Origin of the sequence: Lelliottia sp. 489, assembly GCF_050435885.1 — a bacterium.
In the GTDB taxonomy this organism is placed as follows: Bacteria; Pseudomonadota; Gammaproteobacteria; order Enterobacterales; family Enterobacteriaceae; genus Enterobacter; species Enterobacter nimipressuralis.
Genome location: NZ_JBNDLC010000002.1, coordinates 504,393 through 522,309, shown reverse-complemented (window position 1 = coordinate 522,309; position 17,917 = coordinate 504,393). Strand labels below are relative to the sequence as shown.

Here is a 17,917-nt window from a genome sequence, read left to right as displayed (position 1 = left end):
GCTAAATAGTGAGCATCCCGGTATTGCGAGACAAATTCAGAGTTGACCGAGCACTGTGATTTTTTTGAGGTAACAAGATGCAAGTTTCAGTTGAAACCACTCAAGGCCTTGGCCGCCGTGTAACGATTACTATCGCTGCTGACAGCATCGAAACTGCTGTGAAAAGCGAGCTGGTCAACGTAGCAAAAAAAGTACGTATTGACGGCTTTCGTAAGGGTAAAGTACCGATGAATGTCGTTGCTCAGCGTTATGGCGCTTCTGTTCGCCAGGACGTGCTGGGTGACCTGATGAGCCGCAACTTCATTGATGCCATCATCAAAGAAAAAATCAATCCAGCCGGCGCACCGAACTACGTTCCGGGCGAATACAAACTGGGCGAAGACTTCACCTACTCCGTAGAGTTCGAAGTTTACCCAGAAGTTGAGCTGAAAGGTCTGGACACCATCGAAGTTGAAAAACCAATCGTTGAAGTGACCGACACCGACGTTGACGGCATGCTGGATACTCTGCGTAAGCAGCAGGCGAACTGGAAAGACAAAGACGGCGCTGTTGAAGCAGAAGACCGTGTCACCATCGACTTCTCCGGCTCTGTAGACGGCGAAGAGTTCGAAGGCGGCAAAGCGACTGACTTCGTACTGGCGATGGGCCAGGGTCGTATGATCCCAGGCTTCGAAGACGGTATCAAAGGCCACAAAGCGGGCGAAGAGTTCACCATCGACGTGACCTTCCCTGAAGAATACCACGCTGAAAACCTGAAAGGTAAAGCAGCGAAGTTCGTTATCAACCTGAAGAAAGTTGAAGAGCGCGAACTGCCAGAACTGACTGAAGAGTTCATCAAACGTTTCGGCGTGGAAGATGGCTCCGTAGCCGGTCTGCGCGCAGAAGTGCGTAAAAACATGGAGCGCGAGCTGAACGGCGCCGTGCGTAACCGTGTGAAATCTCAGGCTATCGAAGGTCTGGTGAAAGCGAACGAAATCGACGTTCCTGCAGCACTGATTGACAGCGAAATCGACGTTCTGCGTCGCCAGGCTGCACAGCGCTTCGGTGGCAACCAGCAGCAAGCGCTGGAACTGCCTCGCGAACTGTTCGAAGAGCAGGCTAAACGCCGCGTTGTAGTCGGTCTGCTGCTGGGCGAAGTGATTCGTACCCACGAGCTGAAAGCTGACGAAGATCGCGTGAAAGGCCTGATCGAAGAGATGGCTTCTGCTTACGAAGATCCGCGTGAAGTGGTTGAGTTCTACGGCAGCAACAAAGAGCTGATGGACAACATGCGCAACGTAGCCCTGGAAGAGCAGGCTGTTGAAGCGGTTCTGGCTAAAGCAAAAGTGACTGAAAAAGCCACTTCTTTCAACGAACTGATGAACCAGCAGGCGTAATTCTGCCCCAACGGTTTAAAGTTTGAACAAAAACCCGTTGCCATTTGGTAACGGGTTTTTTTTATCGCAGTAATAGCCCAGGAAGAGTGCTAAAACGCCCTTTCAGTGTTAGCGTTACAACAAAAGATTGTTATGCTTGAAATATGGCGATGCCGTCCCCATAAGTGTGTAATCACGATGAATGAGACTGGCTGATAATCCGTCCATAAGGTTACAATCAGTACAGCAGGTATTTTCCAATTTTTATCCAGGAGACGGAAATGTCATACAGTGGCGAACGAGATAACTTTGCACCCCATATGGCTCTGGTGCCAATGGTTATTGAACAGACCTCTCGCGGTGAACGTTCTTTTGATATCTATTCCCGTCTGCTCAAGGAACGCGTTATCTTTCTGACCGGCCAGGTGGAAGACCATATGGCGAACCTGATCGTGGCGCAGATGCTGTTCCTGGAAGCGGAAAACCCGGAAAAAGACATTTACCTGTATATTAACTCCCCTGGCGGCGTGATCACTGCCGGGATGTCCATTTATGACACCATGCAGTTCATCAAGCCTGACGTCAGCACCATTTGTATGGGGCAGGCGGCATCGATGGGTGCGTTCCTGCTGACCGCAGGGGCAAAAGGCAAACGTTTCTGTCTGCCAAATTCCCGCGTGATGATTCACCAGCCACTGGGCGGATACCAGGGCCAGGCGACAGACATTGAAATTCATGCGCGTGAAATTCTGAAAGTGAAAGGGCGCATGAATGAACTTATGGCGCACCACACGGGTCAATCACTTGAGCAGATCGAGCGTGATACCGAGCGCGATCGCTTCCTCTCCGCATCAGAGGCAGTTGAGTACGGCTTAGTCGACTCCATTTTGACCCATCGTAATTGATGCCCACGGCGCGAGTGTGCCGCTATACTAAGGTAGGCGGCATTTTGCTTCACAGTAACTTGCGTCTGAGAATGGCATTTGCGTCGTCATGTGCGGCACAAAGAACTTAAAAAGAGGTTTGGACTCATGACAGATAAACGCAAAGATGGTTCGGGCAAACTGCTGTACTGCTCTTTTTGCGGCAAAAGCCAGCATGAAGTGCGAAAACTGATTGCCGGGCCGTCCGTGTATATCTGCGACGAATGTGTCGATTTATGTAACGACATTATCCGCGAAGAGATTAAAGAAGTAGCGCCTCATCGTGAGCGCAGCGCATTGCCGACTCCGCACGAGATCCGTCATCATCTTGATGATTACGTCATCGGCCAGGAACCGGCGAAAAAGGTGCTGGCAGTTGCAGTGTACAACCACTACAAACGTCTGCGTAACGGCGATACCAGCAATGGCGTTGAGCTTGGCAAAAGTAACATTTTGCTTATCGGCCCAACGGGTTCCGGTAAAACGCTGCTGGCCGAAACGCTGGCACGTCTGCTGGATGTTCCGTTCACCATGGCTGATGCTACCACGCTGACCGAAGCCGGTTACGTGGGTGAAGACGTAGAAAACATCATTCAGAAGCTGCTGCAGAAGTGCGACTACGACGTGCAGAAAGCCCAGCGCGGTATCGTATATATCGATGAGATCGACAAAATCTCTCGTAAATCCGATAACCCGTCCATCACCCGTGACGTATCGGGCGAAGGCGTGCAGCAGGCTCTGCTCAAGCTTATCGAAGGTACAGTTGCCGCCGTTCCACCGCAGGGTGGACGCAAACATCCGCAGCAGGAGTTCTTGCAGGTTGATACCTCTAAGATCCTGTTCATCTGCGGTGGCGCGTTCGCAGGGCTGGATAAAGTGATCGCCAACCGTGTTGAAACCGGCTCCGGCATTGGTTTTGGCGCGACGGTGAAAGCCAAGTCCGAGAAAGCGAACGAAGGCGAACTGCTGTCGCAGGTTGAGCCAGAAGATTTGATCAAGTTTGGTCTGATTCCTGAATTCATCGGTCGTCTGCCGGTAGTGGCAACGCTGAATGAGCTGAGTGAAGATGCGCTGATTCAGATCCTGAAAGAGCCGAAAAATGCGCTGACCAAGCAGTATCAGGCATTGTTCAATCTGGAAGGCGTGGATCTGGAGTTCCGTGACGAAGCGCTGGTCGCTATCGCGAAGAAAGCGATGGTCCGTAAAACGGGTGCGCGTGGTTTGCGCTCAATCGTTGAAGCGGCGCTGCTCGACACCATGTACGATTTACCGTCCATGGAAGATGTCGAAAAAGTGGTGATCGACGAATCCGTTATCAGCGGCCAATCTAAACCAATGCTGATGTATGGCAAACCGGAAGCCCAGCAGGCGTCTGGCGAATAATTAGCCAAATCATACAAGCAGTTAATCAAAAAGGGGGGATTTTATCTCCCCTTTTATTTTTCCTTATTCATAGCGTTGAATGTGTGGGAAACATCCCCATATACTGGTTACATGTTTATGGTTGTGTAACACAGTGACATGACCTGCTTACCTGGCGGACACTAAACTAAGAGAGAGCTCTATGAATCCTGAGCGTTCTGAACGCATTGAAATCCCCGTATTGCCGCTGCGCGATGTGGTGGTTTATCCGCACATGGTCATACCCTTATTTGTAGGGCGGGAAAAATCTATCCGTTGCCTTGAAGCCGCCATGGATCATGATAAGAAAATCATGCTGGTGGCGCAGAAAGAAGCATCAACGGATGAGCCGGGTGTAAACGATCTTTTCACCGTCGGGACCGTGGCCTCTATTTTGCAAATGCTGAAGCTGCCTGACGGCACCGTGAAGGTGCTGGTAGAGGGCTTGCAGCGTGCGCGTATCACTACGCTTTCTGACGATGGCGAACACTTCTCTGCCAAAGCGGAGTACCTTGAGTCGCCGCAGCTCGACGAGCGCGAGCAGGAAGTGCTGGTGCGCACGGCGATTAGCCAGTTTGAAGGCTATATCAAGCTGAACAAAAAAATCCCACCAGAAGTGCTGACGTCGCTCAATAGCATCGACGATCCTGCGCGTCTGGCGGACACCATCGCTGCACACATGCCGCTGAAGCTGGCTGATAAACAGTCCGTGCTGGAGATGTCCGACGTGAACGAGCGTCTGGAATATCTGATGGCGATGATGGAATCCGAAATCGACCTGCTGCAGGTTGAGAAACGCATTCGCAACCGCGTCAAAAAGCAGATGGAGAAATCCCAGCGCGAGTACTATCTGAACGAGCAAATGAAAGCCATTCAGAAAGAGCTCGGCGAGATGGACGACGCGCCAGACGAAAACGAAGCGCTGAAGCGTAAGATCGACGCGGCGAAAATGCCGAAAGAGGCAAAAGAGAAAGCTGAAGCAGAACTGCAGAAGCTGAAAATGATGTCTCCGATGTCGGCCGAAGCGACCGTGGTTCGCGGCTATATCGAATGGATGGTACAGGTACCGTGGAATGCCCGTAGCAAGGTCAAAAAAGATCTGCGTCAGGCGCAAGAGATCCTCGATACCGACCACTACGGCCTTGAGCGCGTCAAAGACCGTATCCTTGAGTATCTTGCGGTTCAGAGCCGTGTGAACAAGCTGAAAGGCCCGATTCTGTGCCTGGTAGGGCCTCCTGGTGTAGGTAAAACCTCTCTGGGTCAGTCCATCGCCAAAGCTACCGGACGTAAATACATCCGTATGGCGCTTGGCGGCGTGCGTGATGAAGCGGAAATTCGCGGTCACCGTCGCACGTACATCGGCTCCATGCCGGGTAAACTGATTCAGAAAATGGCGAAAGTGGGCGTTAAAAACCCGCTGTTCCTGCTCGATGAGATCGACAAAATGTCTTCGGACATGCGTGGCGATCCGGCGTCTGCTCTGCTTGAAGTGTTAGATCCAGAACAGAACGTGGCGTTCAGCGATCACTATCTGGAAGTGGACTACGATCTCAGCGATGTGATGTTTGTAGCGACCTCCAACTCCATGAACATTCCGGCTCCGCTGCTGGATCGTATGGAAGTGATCCGTCTGTCCGGTTACACCGAAGACGAAAAACTGAACATTGCCAAGCGCCATCTGTTGTCGAAACAGATTGAGCGTAACGCGCTGAAAGAGAGCGAGATTACGGTCGACGACAGTGCGATTATCAGCATTATTCGTTACTACACTCGTGAAGCGGGCGTGCGTAGCCTTGAGCGTGAAATCTCTAAACTGTGCCGTAAGGCGGTTAAACAGCTTCTGCTGGATAAATCCCTGAAGCACATCGAGATCAACGGCGACAATCTGCACGAATATCTGGGCGTACAGCGCTTTGATTATGGCCGTGCCGATAACGAAAACCGCGTGGGCCAGGTGACCGGTCTGGCATGGACGGAAGTGGGCGGCGATCTGCTGACCATCGAAACCGCCTGTGTGCCAGGTAAAGGCAAGCTGACTTACACCGGTTCTCTGGGCGAAGTCATGCAGGAGTCCATTCAGGCAGCGCTGACCGTGGTCCGCGCGCGCGCGGAGAAGCTGGGTATTAATCCTGACTTCTACGAAAAACGCGACATTCACGTCCACGTTCCTGAAGGGGCTACGCCGAAAGACGGCCCAAGTGCCGGTATCGCGATGTGTACCGCGCTGGTCTCCTGTCTGACGGGTAACCCGGTGCGTGCTGATGTGGCGATGACGGGTGAGATCACGCTGCGTGGTCTGGTGCTGCCGATCGGTGGTTTGAAAGAAAAACTGCTGGCTGCTCACCGCGGTGGTATTAAAACCGTATTGATCCCGCATGAGAACAAACGTGATCTGGAAGAGATTCCTGACAATGTTATCGCCGATCTGGATATCCATCCGGTGAAACGCATTGAGGAAGTTCTGAGCCTCGCGCTGCAGAATGAGCCCTCTGGAATGCAGGTCGTAACCGCAAAATAGTGACCTCGCGCAAAGAGCGCTAAGAAAAACAAGGCTGACAGGTGATTTCTCACTTGCCAGCCTTTTTTTGTATAGCTAATTTAGATTGCTGATTGGGTTAGCCATCAACAACGGGTGTTGTAAGGTCATGGCAGGCCTGATATAACTGCTGCGCGGTCGCGTCGTGAAGGATTCAGGCGCGATATAAATTATAAAGAGAGGAAGAGAACAGTGAATAAATCTCAACTGATTGACAAAATTGCTGCGGGTGCTGATATCTCTAAAGCTGCGGCTGGACGTGCGTTAGATGCATTAATTGCCTCTGTAACTGAATCTCTGCAATCCGGGGATGACGTTGCGCTGGTAGGTTTTGGTACTTTTGCTGTTAAAGAGCGTGCTGCCCGTACTGGCCGCAACCCTCAGACCGGTAAAGAGATCACCATCGCTGCCGCTAAAGTGCCAGGTTTCCGTGCAGGTAAAGCACTGAAAGACGCAGTAAACTGATCGCTTTCTCGTTCAAGGGAAGTTGAAAAGTACAAGGGCGCATCATTTGATGTGCCTTTTTTGTTTGTCCAGCGCGACTTTATGCGAGTTTATGCGCGTTGTGGGCTGACATTTACCCCGGTTTCTTGTCACAATACAACCTTACGCGCTGCGGACAGGATTTTCCCCAGCGTGAGGTCACCAGTCACCTACAGCGGAGTGTGGTTTCACCATGATGGACAACTTACGCACGGCTGCTAACAGTCTCGTGCTCAAGATTATTTTCGGTATCATTATCGTGTCGTTTATTTTGACCGGTGTGAGTGGATACCTGATTGGCGGTAGTAGCAACTACGCCGCGAAAGTGAATGGCCAGGAAATCAGCCGCGGGCAGTTTGAAAATGCCTTTGCCGGGGAACGTAATCGCATGCAGCAACAGCTCGGCGAACAGTTCTCTGAGCTTGCAGCGAACGAAGGCTACATGAAAACCCTCCGTCAGCAGACCGTGAATCGTCTTATCGACGAAGCGCTGCTCGATCAGTATTCCCGACACCTGGGGCTGGGCATTAGCGATGAGCAGGTCAAAAAGGCCATTTTCGCGACCCAGGCTTTCCAGTCTAACGGTAAATTCGATAACTCCCGCTACACCGCCATCGTCAATCAGATGGGGATGACGCCGGATCAATACGCTCAGGCGCTGCGTAATCAGCTGACCACACAGCAACTGATTAACGCGGTAGTCGGTACCGATTTCATGCTTAAGGGCGAAACCGACGAGCTGGCAGCCCTGGTGGCTCAGCAGCGTGTCGTTCGCACCGCAACGATTGATGTCAACGCACTGGCGGCAAAACAGTCAGTCAGCGACGACGAGATCAAAGCCTACTACGAGCAGAACAAAAACAACTTCACCGCACCTGAGCAGTTCCGCGTGAGCTACATCAAGCTGGACGCCGCAGCGATGCCGGAAACAGCGTCTGACAGCGAAGTACAGTCTTACTACGACCAGCACCAGGATCAGTTCACTCAGGCGCAGCGTAACCGTTACAGCGTCATTCAGACCAAAACTGAAGCCGATGCTAAGGCGATTGTCGACGAGCTGGCTAAAGGCGCCGACTTTGCGACACTGGCCAAAACGAAATCCACCGACATCATCTCTGCGAAAAACGGCGGTGATATGGGCTGGCTGGAAGACGCTACGACGCCTGACGAGCTGAAAAACGCGGGCCTGAAAGAGAAAGGCCAGCTGTCCGGTGTGATCAAATCCTCTGTCGGTTTCCTGGTGGCGCGTCTGGATGATGTCCAGCCTGCTAAAACCAAACCGCTGGCTGACGTTCGCGATGATATCGCCGCGAAAGTGAAGCAAGAGAAAGCGCTGGATGCGTACTACGCGCTGCAGCAGAAAGTGAGCGACGCGGCGAGCAATGACAACGAATCTCTGGCGGGTGCTGAGCAGGCTGCTGGCGTGAAAGCCGTAGAAACGGGCTGGTTCGGTCACGACAACCTGCCTGAAGAGCTGAACTTCAAACCGGTTGCCGATGCCATCTTCAACGGTGGTCTGGTCGGTGAGAACGGTACGCCAGGCAGCAACTCTGACATCATCACCGTTGACGGCGATCGTGCGTTTGTTCTGCGTATTGCGGAGCATAAAGCCGAAACCATCAAACCGCTGGATGCTGTGAAAGATCAGATTGCTACTCTGGTCAAACACAACAAAGCAGAACAGCAGGCGAAGCTGGATGCAGAAAAACTGCTGGCTGAGCTGAAAGCAGGTAAAGGTGATGCGGCGCTGAAAGCGGCGGGTCTGAGCTTCGGTGAGGCGAAAACCCTGAGCCGTACAGGTCAGGATCCGGTGAGCCAGGCGGCGTTTGGCCTGAGCCTGCCTGCGAAAGACAAACCGAGCTTTGGTACGGCGTCTGACATGCAGGGCAACATCGTTCTGCTGGCGCTTGACGAAGTGAAAGCAGGCACCATGCCGGAAGAGCAGAAAAAAGCGATGGTTCAGGGCATCACCCAGAACAACGCCCAGATCGCTTTCGAAGCACTGATGAGCAACCTGCGCAAAGACGCCAAAATCAAGCTGGGCGATATCATCACGCAGCAGCAGTAATTACGGCGCTGCTCGCAGATTTTCGCAACGCAATGCAATATTTAAAGGCCGCTTACGCGGCCTTTTCCATTTCTGAAATCTGCTGTTTGTTGTTGTTTTTGAGGGCGGGTATTGTGGCTTCGCTGTCAACAAACAAGGAGAAAACAGCATGAAACATGGAATCAAAGCACTTTTAATGACGCTTGCGATCGCCACAACGGGGATGAGTTTTAGCGCACTGGCGGCGACACCGGCGGCGAAGGCACATACCGTTGCGACGACGGCTGAAGCCACCACGCCGGACGCGGCAGCTTCCCAGCCTAAGGCGACAGCCAGCACTAAAGCGACTGACGACGATGGTACCCGGGTCAGCATCAACTCTGCCTCGGCAGAGGATCTGGCGCGCGTCATGAATGGCGTTGGGCTGAAAAAAGCGCAGGCCATTGTCGGCTATCGTGACGAATACGGTCCGTTTAAAACCGTCGAAGATCTGAAGCAGGTACCGGGGATCGGTAACGCGCTGGTTGAGCGCAACCTCACGCACCTGACACTGTAATCACACAATAACTTGCACAGTGGCAAAATTTTGCCAGGATAAAGAGGTCATACCAGTTATGACCTCTCATCCTATAACAATTTCAGGGCTAGTGCGCTATGCAGACTCAGATCAAAGTACGCGGTTACCATCTCGATGTTTACCAGCATGTGAATAATGCTCGTTATCTCGAATTCCTCGAAGAGGCTCGCTGGGACGGGCTGGAAAACAGCGAAAGCTTCCAGTGGCTCACGGCGCACAACATCGCTTTTGTGGTTGCCAATATCAATATCAACTACCGCCGTCCTGCGGTGCTGGGCGATCGCCTGACGGTGACGAGCCAGTTGCAGCAGTTAAACGGTAAAAGCGGCGTGTTGAGTCAGGTCGTGACGCTGGACCCCGAAGGGCAGGTGGTGGCTGATGCGCTGATTACCTTTGTCTGCATTGATTTAAAAACGCAGAAAGCGCTGCCGTTAGAAGGGGAGTTACGCGAGAAGCTCGATCTGTTAATCGAATAATATTGCGACCGGGTGAATGTCCTTCACCCGGCCGCGCCAGGGCTTATTTCAGCCCGGTTTTTTTCTTCATCAGCGCCATCACTGCTGGCTTATCGGCCAGGTAATGATTCAGACCGTTGGCGCGCAGGTTACAGGCGGCACATTGCCCACAGCCGTCGCCTTTGATGCCGTTGTAGCAGGTCAGCGTTTCATTACGCACCAGATCCAGTTTGCCCCAGTAATCGGCTAACGCCCAGGTCTCGGCTTTATCGAGCCACATCAACGGCGTTTCAAAGCGAATCTCTTTTGCCATACCCAGATCCACGGCGTGATTAAGCGCTTTCACGAACTCGTCGCGGCAATCCGGGTAGCCGGAAAAATCGGTTTCGCACACGCCGGTGATGATCGCCTCCGCTTTTACCTGGTAGGCATAAATCGCGGTGAGCGTCAGGAAAAGGATATTGCGGCCCGGTACAAAGGTATTGGGAATGCCGCTGGCATCAGGCTCATAGTCAGGGACAGGAATACTGTCGCGCGTCAGGCTGCTGACAGCCAGTTCGTTTAGCAGCGTGACGTCCAGCACTTTATGCGCACGTGCGCCCAGTTTCAGCGCCAGTTCGCGGGCCACGTCGATTTCAGCGCGATGGCGCTGACCATAATCAAACGTCACACAATGCACTTCATCATATTGATGCAGGGCCTGAACCAGACAGGTAGTGGAATCCTGTCCTCCGCTGAACACGACGACGGCACGTTTCATAAATAGATCTCAACAGTATCGGTAAAAACAATATGGTAACGTCTGGCACGCCTGGCGACCAGCTTCTTCACGCGTTCGGGGCCGGAAGCCAGGCCTGTGAAAAATCAAACCAACCGCGGGTATTAAGGCGAATACCGTTCACTCCCGGCGGCGCGCTGATTTGATACTGATAGTTAAAGAGAGGCGTTAAAACCGCATTCTCCATCAGATGGGTGAAAATCGACTGCAAACCGCTGTGCCGCGTGTGCTCGCTGACCTGCGTCTGTACCGCATCCAGTGTTGCCTGAAGATGAGCATACTGCGGCGCGCTGAGCAGATGCGGCCACAGGGTATCGCAGCGCAGCCACTGCTCAAGCGTATATCCCGGCGCTTCGCCGATCAGTCTGTCACCCATTATCAGATCCGCTTCGGCCAGATTGCCGCAGCCGTCCCAGGTTTTAGCATCATGGAAAATGACGTTGAGCGTACAACCCTGCTTTGCCAGATACTGTTTGAGCTGTTCAGCCATGGTGTGCAATTCAACGGGCAAATGGTAAATCAGGGTCAGCGTGTCGGGGAGAGGAACATCCCGCAACTGCGGCCATTCGGGAATGGTCCAGCCCGGCAGCAATTCGTGCGCGGGGGTAATCAGGTTTTCATCCAGTGGCAGGGTGTGCAGAAGCGTCGTGTGATGGATAATCGTGATGAGCCGCTGCGCCTGTCTTTTACTCAGGCGGCCACTCTGCTTCAGCGTGAGATAGCAAAAGCCAAGACTGGTGCTGCTGCTGACCAGACGCAGATTAGCCAGTTCGTCCGGCTGCCCTATCGCGATTTGTACCGGATGACGACAGCTGGTGCCTAAATCCTGCTCAAACAGTTGCGGAGTGATCCAGTATTCAATGGCTTTGATTAACGGGTGGCTGAGGTGGTATTGCTCATGGCTTTCCAGGCGCACCAGATCGGGTTCAAACACCGCCAACCGGAACGGGCCGCAGCCTGTCAGGGGGCGTTCCGGATGGGCGAGACGGCTGCAATAACTGGCCAGACGATGCGCCAGCCAGTAATCAGGCTGATGCAATTCAAAGGTGAGGCACTGGGGATGCGTTACCTCAACGTTCAGCACGCTGTTAAACAACCGTCGCAGGGCGGGGAGGGCAAAGAGTTCGAGCAGGCTCGCGCGCAGCTGTGCGGTTTCGACCTTATCGCCGTTGTGCCAGTGCAACGTCGAACGGATGTAAAAATGCCAGCGTAAGCCATCGGCTGACACTTCCCAGTGATGGGCAAGATCCCCGGCAGGTTCGCGGCTGTCGTCGTCAAAGCGCGTCAGCCCGGAAAAGACCTGTCCGACCAGGTGCTGTTCCGCGCGTCCCGGCAAAAAGCCCGAATGGAGCGGATCAAGGGAGCGGTAGTAGGGTATCCGCAACGTGGGCGTATCGTTTTGCCACTGGCCGCCGAGGAAAGGGTGCAGCAAGGCGCGCAGCTCCGGTGCGGCCAGCTGCGCCAGCTCTAGCGCATCGTGCTGTTGTCCGCGCATCAGCGCCTGCTCCATCATCTCATTGCGCAGGCGGTCCGGGGTGACGTGAAAGGTTAATGTGCCGCGTTTGCCTCGCCCGGACTGTGCCTTCCAGCTTAGCCAGCCAGCCTCCTGCGCCTGGCGCAAAAGCGTACGCACGTGCCGCTCGCTGCAAAAGCAGCGTTCCGCCAGCTCCGCGACGGTAATTTGCTGCGGCTCACCGGCAGAGGGCTGCCAGAGGCGTTGAAACTGATTAAGTCTGTTGAGTTGACGCATCTTCGGTGCCCGTTGAAAAGTTAGTGCCAGTCATACGCCTGACAATGGTGACGCAGCAGATCCAGTAGTCGGCGCGCCGCGAACGTCAGCGGCGATTTTTGCGAATACAGCACGTGATACTCGGCCTGCGGCAGGCCGTCAATATTCAGCAGGCAGAGCTGATCCTGTAAACCGAACGGAGCCTGCATCGCACGCGCCACTATCGTCAGATAATCCGACTGTAACACCAGACTCAGCCCTGAGATCATCGAGTCCGTGCGCACGGGCGTTTCCGCCAGCTGTGGCAGAAAATCGTTCGCTGAAAGCCGAAGCTGCTGGTAATACCCCATATCGGTCTCCGGCAACACCCAGCGCGCATTCTGTAATGCGTCGAAAGTGGTGGCCTGCGCCAGAGGATGGCCTTTGCGGGCAATAATGCCGAAGGAGGCATTGAACAGCGGCTCGCGCACCAGATCGTCCAGGGGTAAGCCTGGGCCTGCCGTCCCGACAGCGAAATCCAGTCGCCCCTCCCGCAGCGCGGGCAACAGCATCGAAAGCTGCCCCTCTTTCACCAGCAGCGTGGAGTGAGGAAGCTGTGTCCGGAAGGCGTCGTTTAGTGCCGGAAAGACTGTCAGGGCCAGCAGTGAGGAGATGCCCATCGCCACCGCCCCCTGCGAAAACTGATCGATCTGGCGAATTTCATTGGCCGCCCGCTCCAGCTCCTCCAGAATAAACTGCATCCGCTGAGAAAAGGCCCGCCCGGTTTCCGTCAGCGTCATCCCCTGATTCCCGCGCACAATCAGCCGCGTCTCCAGAGTCTGTTCCAGTTCGCGCAGCGTTCTGCTGACCGCCGGTTGAGATTGCCCTAAAGCCCTGGCCGCACCGCGAATGCTGCCGCTGCGGATAACCTGCTGGAAAACCTTCAGTTGCTGTAATTTCGGCAGATAGCGCAACCCGTACCCCTATCAGTAAAAAGTATCACCTGTACAAAAATTGTATCTTATGGCCGGGTGGCAAAGCTGCTAACGTCGAGGAAGAATCCACATAATCTGTTGTTGTTCAGTCTGTTATGTGATGCGTGTCGCATTTTAATTTCACCTGTCGACAACTCTCTGGCGGGGTGATAACAAAAGGGATATCGGCTATGAAAAATCGTTTCCTGATGATCTTCCTGCTCTTTGTCGGTTATGTGGTGGTGTATCTCGACAAGACGGTGATGGGTTTTGCGCTGTTGCCCATTGAACGTGAATTTGATCTTCGGCCTGAGCAGTTGGGTTATATCACCGGGATCTTCTTTCTCGCCTATTCCCTGTTTCAAATCCCCGCAGGCTGGCTGAACGATCGCTTCGGCTACAAGAAAGTGCTGAGTGTCTCACTCTGTCTGCTCGGCGGCTTCGCCCTGTGCTTTGGGATGCTTGGATTCGGCCTGGGGCTGCTGGTCACTTTTCGTTTTTTATCCGGGATCGGCCATTCCGGTTATCCCTGCTCCTGCGCCAAAGCGGTGGTCTCGAACTTCTCACTGGAGAAGAGAACTTTCGCCCAGTCGATTTTGCTCTCCTCGGCCGGCTTCGCCATGACTGCCGGGCCGCTGATTGCGGTCTACAGTCTGAACTCCCTCGGCTGGCGCGGCTCTTTTTCGATCCTCGGTCTGCTGGCCTTTGCGATTGCCGTTGCCATTATGCTGTGGGTGCCGAATCCAACGCCGGTCAAACCGCACTCCGGCGCAGTCACTGGCTATCGTGAGCTGCTGAAAAATCCCATCGTGGTGCTGCTGTTTGTCGCGATCTTCTGCATCAACATTCCGTCCTACGGCCTGATGGCGTGGCTGCCGAAATATCTGGTGCAGCAGCGCGGAATGTCGCTGGATATTTCCGGGCTGGTGGTGGCCGCTGGAGGGCTGGGTATCTGGATCTCGTCGCTGGCGACGGGATGGCTGGTGGGGCGCTATATGCAGGGGAGGGAGCCAAAAGTGATTTTTTGCTGCGCGTTGCTAAGCGCAGTCTGCATCTGGCTGGTCTACACCTCCACTTCGGCGTTCACCGCCGGGCTGCTGCTGTTCTTTGGTTATGTTTTCCTGATGGCCGCTTTCGTGACCGTATTTACCTTACCCATGAAACGATTGCCGCCGGAGGTGATGGGCGCGGCGATGGGGATTATCAACACCGGTGGGACGCTGGGCGGTTTTGTCGCCCCGATTGCGATGGGGTATTTGATTACCGTTAGTCGCGACTACCTCTCGACGTTTGTTTTTCTGGCGCTGGCAATGGTGGTTGCCGGGCTTGCCATGTTGCCGCTGGCGCTGAAAACGCGCCCCGCTTTGAGCGATGTGGCTTAACTGAGGAGACATGTGATGGCATTTACGATTGAAGCGATGCTGGATGAAGTGAAAGAGGACGTTTTGCGCTGGCGCAGACACATTCATGCTCATCCAGAGCTTTCATTTCAGGAGCATAAAACGGCGGACTATATTGCCGATGCGCTGGCCAGTTTTGGCGGTTTAACGCTGACGCGCCTGACGCCCAACAGCGTTATTGCTGATCTGAAAGGGGCGTATGATGGGCCATGCTACGCGCTGCGTGCCGATATTGACGCGCTGCCCATCCAGGAAGAGAACGACGAACCCTTTTGTTCGACGGTGCCGGGCGTGATGCATGCCTGCGGCCATGATGCGCATGCCGCCATGCTGCTCGGGGCGGCGAAAGTGCTGACACAGTGCCAGTCGATGCTGCACGGCTCGGTGCGCTTTATCTTTCAGCACGCCGAAGAGGTGCCGCCGGGAGGCGCGCAGGAGCTGGTTGATCTCGGGGTGCTCGACGGGGTGGAAAAAATCTTCGGGCTGCACGTGATGCCGAATTTCCCGACGGGGGAAGTCGGGCTGAAAGAGGGCGTCTTCTGCGCCTCAACGGATAATTTTGATATCACCATTGTGGGCAAGGGCGGGCATGGCTCCATGCCGCATCTGTGCATTGATCCGGTGGTGATTGGCGCGGAAGTGGTGACGGCCCTGCAAAATGTGGTGTCACGTCGCACCGATCCGCTTCAGGTACCGGTCCTGACCATCGCCACCTTCCAGAGCGGCGAAAGCTATAACGTCATCCCGGAGCGCATCAAACTGGCGGGGACGTTGCGAACCCATCACGACAGCGTGCGTCAGCAGGTGCCACAGCAGATGGCGCAAATTATTGCGGGCATTACCGCCGCGCACGGCGCGCAGTTTACCCTAAACTGGACGCGGGGTTACGCCAGCGGCAATAACCATCCTGAGGCCTGTGCGATTGCCCGCAAAGTGATTAGCGCCACGCTCGGCGATCAGGCGCTGCGGGAGATTGCGCATCCCCTGTTCGGTGGCGAAGATTTCTCTTCCTATCAGCAAAAAGTACCGGGCTGCTTCCTGTTTATCGGCAGCGGCAATGAGCACATCGGGGCGACCTACGGCGTACATAATCCGCGATTCCGTCTGGATGAAGCGGCGTTGCAGACGGGCGTCAGACTGCATGTTGGATTTATTCAGCACCTGCTTCTTAATCACGCCTGATTCTCTCCCCCAGCAAAACGCTGCAACCGCAGCGTTTTTTTTACGCCTGTAAAAACCCGGAACAATAATAATCATCTATTCACTATTACTTCCGTATATCGAGGGCAATACTGATACCCAGATTAACCCCATCACATTTTCGGAGTCATCATGGCGCGGCTTGCAGCATTTGATATGGACGGCACGCTCTTAATGCCGGATCACCGCTTAGGAGAGAAAACCCTGAGCACGCTGAAGCGGCTGCATGAGCGTGATATCACCCTGACGTTTGCCACGGGCCGTCATGTTCTGGAGATGCGCCACCTGCTCGGCAAACTGTCGATGGATGCTTTTCTCATCACCGGCAACGGTACGCGCATTCACTCGGTGGAAGGCGAAATGTTGCATCGTCAGGATCTGGACCCGGAAGTGGCGGATCTGGTGCTGCACAGCACCTGGGATACGCAGGCCAGTATTCACGTGTTTAACGACACCGGCTGGCTGACGGGCGAAGAGATCCCTGAACTGCTGAAAGCGCACGTCTACAGCGGTTTTCGCTACCAGCTGACGGATCTGCGCCGTATCCCTGCGCACTCGGTGACGAAAATCTGTTTCTGCGGCGATCACGACGATCTGTGCCGTCTGCGCATTCAGCTTAACGAAGCGTTAGGCGACCGTGCGCACCTGACCTTCTCGGCGGTGGAGTGTCTCGAAGTGCTGCCGGTGGGATGCAACAAAGGGTCTGCGCTGGCGGTCCTGAGCGACCACCTGGGTTTAACGATGCAGGATTGTATGGCATTTGGCGATGCCATGAACGACCGCGAAATGCTGGGCAGCGTAGGTCGCGGTGTGATTATGGGAAATGCGATGCCTCAGCTGATTGCTGAGCTGTCGCATCTCCCGGTTATCGGACATTGCCGTAACGAAGCGGTGTCCCATTTTTTGACTCATTGGCTGGATAAACCAAACCTCCCGTATTCCCCCGAATAGTGAGACCCTTCCAGCAAGCCAGACGTCGATGTTTATCGGTCTGGCTTTTTTTATTTTGTCATCTGCGCAATTTGCGCTTTCCACGGCTCGATGTCGCCTATATTGGCTTTCACCCAGTCCGCGTTGTAGTAGGTGTCCAGATAACGTTCTCCGCTGTCGCACAGCAGCGTGACGATAGAACCGCTCTTGCCCTCTTCGCGCATCCGCACGGCCAGCTGTAGCGCGCCCCACATGTTAGTCCCCGTGGAAGCCCCCACTTTACGGCCCAGCTGCGTTTCCAGCCAGTGAGCGGTGGCGACGCTTGCCGCATCCGGCACGCGCAGCATCTCATCGACCACATCAGGAATAAACGACGGCTCCACGCGCGGGCGACCGATACCTTCGATTTTACTGCCCACCGGGCTGCGCAGACTGGCGTCACGGTTTTGCCAGTAGTCGAGGAACACGGAGTTTTGCGGGTCAACCACCATCAGTTTTGTATCGTAACCCTGGCAGCGAATATAGCGGCCAATGGTGGCAGAGGTCCCGCCGGTGCCCGCGCTCATCACGATGTATGACGGTTCCGGATGCGGTTCATTCTTCATCTGGCGGAAAATACTGTCGGCAATGTTGTTATTCCCGCGCCAGTCGGTTGCACGTTCGGCGAAGGTAAATTGATCCATGTAATGGCCGTTCAGCTCGCGGGCCAGCATTTCTGACGCGGCGTAGATCTCGCAGGCGCTTTCAACAAAATGACAGCGTCCGCCGTAAAACGCGATCTGCTCGATTTTGCGTTTTGCGGTGCAGGAGGGCATCACGGCGATAAACGGCAGGCCAAGCAGACGAGCGAAATAGGCCTCGGACACGGCAGTCGAACCCGACGACGACTCAATAATCGTGGTGCCCTCGTTGATCCAGCCGTTACACAGCCCATACAGAAAAAGCGAACGCGCCAGACGATGCTTCAGGCTGCCGGTTGGATGAGTGCTTTCATCTTTCAGGTAGAGCTGAATTCCGGAAAACCCCGGCAGGGCGAGGCGGATAAGATGGGTGTCCGCCGAGCGCTGATAGTCGGCATTGATTTCGCTGATTGCGTGTTTGACCCAGGTGCTATTCATCGTGTGTATCCATTTGTCATTTTGTGCCTAGG

The 17,917-nt window shown here is 54.4% G+C and carries 15 protein-coding genes; 11 read left to right on the top strand and 4 right to left on the bottom strand.

Annotated elements, in window-relative coordinates:
* Window positions 1–77: 77 nt before the first annotated feature.
* From tig to ABIE11_RS10440, 8 genes are all read left to right on the top strand, one after another.
* Window positions 78–1,376 (top strand): trigger factor, encoded by a 1,299-nt coding sequence (gene tig / locus ABIE11_RS10475; RefSeq protein ID WP_100777404.1) that lies wholly within the window; start codon window positions 78–80, stop codon window positions 1,374–1,376.
* Between the two features lie 260 nt (window positions 1,377–1,636).
* On the top strand, window positions 1,637–2,260 hold the full coding sequence (gene clpP / locus ABIE11_RS10470) for an ATP-dependent Clp endopeptidase proteolytic subunit ClpP (RefSeq protein ID WP_003021624.1): 624 nt from the start codon (window positions 1,637–1,639) through the stop codon (window positions 2,258–2,260).
* 126 nt (window positions 2,261–2,386) lie between these two features.
* The gene (gene clpX / locus ABIE11_RS10465; RefSeq protein WP_095281003.1) at window positions 2,387–3,661 is read left to right on the top strand and encodes an ATP-dependent protease ATP-binding subunit ClpX; all 1,275 of its coding nucleotides are present in this window, start codon (window positions 2,387–2,389) and stop codon (window positions 3,659–3,661) included.
* Window positions 3,662–3,842: 181 nt separating this feature from the next.
* Window positions 3,843–6,197 carry an endopeptidase La gene (lon, locus tag ABIE11_RS10460; protein WP_100777403.1) on the top strand — a complete coding sequence of 785 codons (2,355 nt, stop codon included), beginning with the start codon at window positions 3,843–3,845 and terminating at the stop codon, window positions 6,195–6,197.
* Between the two features lie 210 nt (window positions 6,198–6,407).
* On the top strand, window positions 6,408–6,680 hold the full coding sequence (gene hupB / locus ABIE11_RS10455; RefSeq protein ID WP_010428111.1) for a nucleoid-associated protein HU-beta: 273 nt from the start codon (window positions 6,408–6,410) through the stop codon (window positions 6,678–6,680).
* A gap of 211 nt (window positions 6,681–6,891) precedes the next feature.
* Window positions 6,892–8,766 (top strand): peptidylprolyl isomerase, encoded by a 1,875-nt coding sequence (gene ppiD / locus ABIE11_RS10450; protein ID WP_429184457.1) that lies wholly within the window; start codon window positions 6,892–6,894, stop codon window positions 8,764–8,766.
* Window positions 8,767–8,914: 148 nt separating this feature from the next.
* The gene (locus tag ABIE11_RS10445; RefSeq protein WP_429184456.1) at window positions 8,915–9,301 is read left to right on the top strand and encodes a helix-hairpin-helix domain-containing protein; all 387 of its coding nucleotides are present in this window, start codon (window positions 8,915–8,917) and stop codon (window positions 9,299–9,301) included.
* A gap of 98 nt (window positions 9,302–9,399) precedes the next feature.
* Window positions 9,400–9,798: a YbgC/FadM family acyl-CoA thioesterase gene (locus ABIE11_RS10440; RefSeq protein WP_095281007.1), complete on the top strand. Its 399-nt coding sequence runs from the start codon at window positions 9,400–9,402 to the stop codon at window positions 9,796–9,798.
* A gap of 43 nt (window positions 9,799–9,841) precedes the next feature.
* On the opposite strand, the gene queC is transcribed toward ABIE11_RS10440, so the two are convergent.
* From queC to ABIE11_RS10425, 3 genes are all read right to left on the bottom strand, one after another.
* The gene (gene queC, locus ABIE11_RS10435) at window positions 9,842–10,537 is read right to left on the bottom strand and encodes a 7-cyano-7-deazaguanine synthase QueC (protein ID WP_100777400.1); all 696 of its coding nucleotides are present in this window, start codon (window positions 10,535–10,537) and stop codon (window positions 9,842–9,844) included.
* A gap of 67 nt (window positions 10,538–10,604) precedes the next feature.
* Window positions 10,605–12,305, bottom strand: a complete 1,701-nt coding sequence (locus tag ABIE11_RS10430) for an SgrR family transcriptional regulator (RefSeq protein ID WP_429184455.1) — start codon at window positions 12,303–12,305, stop codon at window positions 10,605–10,607.
* A 20-nt stretch (window positions 12,306–12,325) separates the two neighbouring features.
* Window positions 12,326–13,237, bottom strand: a complete 912-nt coding sequence (locus ABIE11_RS10425; protein WP_429184454.1) for a LysR substrate-binding domain-containing protein — start codon at window positions 13,235–13,237, stop codon at window positions 12,326–12,328.
* 191 nt (window positions 13,238–13,428) lie between these two features.
* On the opposite strand from ABIE11_RS10425, the gene ABIE11_RS10420 reads away from it, so the two are divergent.
* From ABIE11_RS10420 to cof, 3 genes are all read left to right on the top strand, one after another.
* Complete coding sequence (locus ABIE11_RS10420) at window positions 13,429–14,619, top strand: MFS transporter (protein ID WP_429184453.1); 1,191 nt, start codon at window positions 13,429–13,431, stop codon at window positions 14,617–14,619.
* Between the two features lie 15 nt (window positions 14,620–14,634).
* Entirely contained in the window at window positions 14,635–15,819 is a 1,185-nt protein-coding gene (locus ABIE11_RS10415; protein ID WP_429184452.1) for an amidohydrolase, read from the top strand.
* 150 nt (window positions 15,820–15,969) lie between these two features.
* Window positions 15,970–16,788 (top strand): HMP-PP phosphatase, encoded by an 819-nt coding sequence (gene cof, locus ABIE11_RS10410; protein WP_102104287.1) that lies wholly within the window; start codon window positions 15,970–15,972, stop codon window positions 16,786–16,788.
* A gap of 50 nt (window positions 16,789–16,838) precedes the next feature.
* Here cof and ABIE11_RS10405 read toward each other — a convergent pair whose 3' ends face one another.
* A complete protein-coding gene (locus ABIE11_RS10405; RefSeq protein WP_100777395.1) occupies window positions 16,839–17,885 on the bottom strand; it encodes a PLP-dependent cysteine synthase family protein in 1,047 nt (348 codons plus the stop codon).
* Window positions 17,886–17,917: the final 32 nt, after the last annotated feature.

Coding starts and splice junctions, on each gene's coding strand:
- ABIE11_RS10445 (WP_429184456.1), top strand. CDS start 8,915: ATGAAACATGGAATCAAAGCACTTTTAATGACGCTTGCGATCGCCACA.
- ABIE11_RS10430 (WP_429184455.1), bottom strand. CDS start 12,305: ATGCGTCAACTCAACAGACTTAATCAGTTTCAACGCCTCTGGCAGCCC.
- lon (WP_100777403.1), top strand. CDS start 3,843: ATGAATCCTGAGCGTTCTGAACGCATTGAAATCCCCGTATTGCCGCTG.
- ABIE11_RS10420 (WP_429184453.1), top strand. CDS start 13,429: ATGAAAAATCGTTTCCTGATGATCTTCCTGCTCTTTGTCGGTTATGTG.
- ABIE11_RS10440 (WP_095281007.1), top strand. CDS start 9,400: ATGCAGACTCAGATCAAAGTACGCGGTTACCATCTCGATGTTTACCAG.
- cof (WP_102104287.1), top strand. CDS start 15,970: ATGGCGCGGCTTGCAGCATTTGATATGGACGGCACGCTCTTAATGCCG.
- clpX (WP_095281003.1), top strand. CDS start 2,387: ATGACAGATAAACGCAAAGATGGTTCGGGCAAACTGCTGTACTGCTCT.
- ABIE11_RS10415 (WP_429184452.1), top strand. CDS start 14,635: ATGGCATTTACGATTGAAGCGATGCTGGATGAAGTGAAAGAGGACGTT.
- tig (WP_100777404.1), top strand. CDS start 78: ATGCAAGTTTCAGTTGAAACCACTCAAGGCCTTGGCCGCCGTGTAACG.
- queC (WP_100777400.1), bottom strand. CDS start 10,537: ATGAAACGTGCCGTCGTCGTGTTCAGCGGAGGACAGGATTCCACTACC.
- clpP (WP_003021624.1), top strand. CDS start 1,637: ATGTCATACAGTGGCGAACGAGATAACTTTGCACCCCATATGGCTCTG.
- ppiD (WP_429184457.1), top strand. CDS start 6,892: ATGATGGACAACTTACGCACGGCTGCTAACAGTCTCGTGCTCAAGATT.
- ABIE11_RS10405 (WP_100777395.1), bottom strand. CDS start 17,885: ATGAATAGCACCTGGGTCAAACACGCAATCAGCGAAATCAATGCCGAC.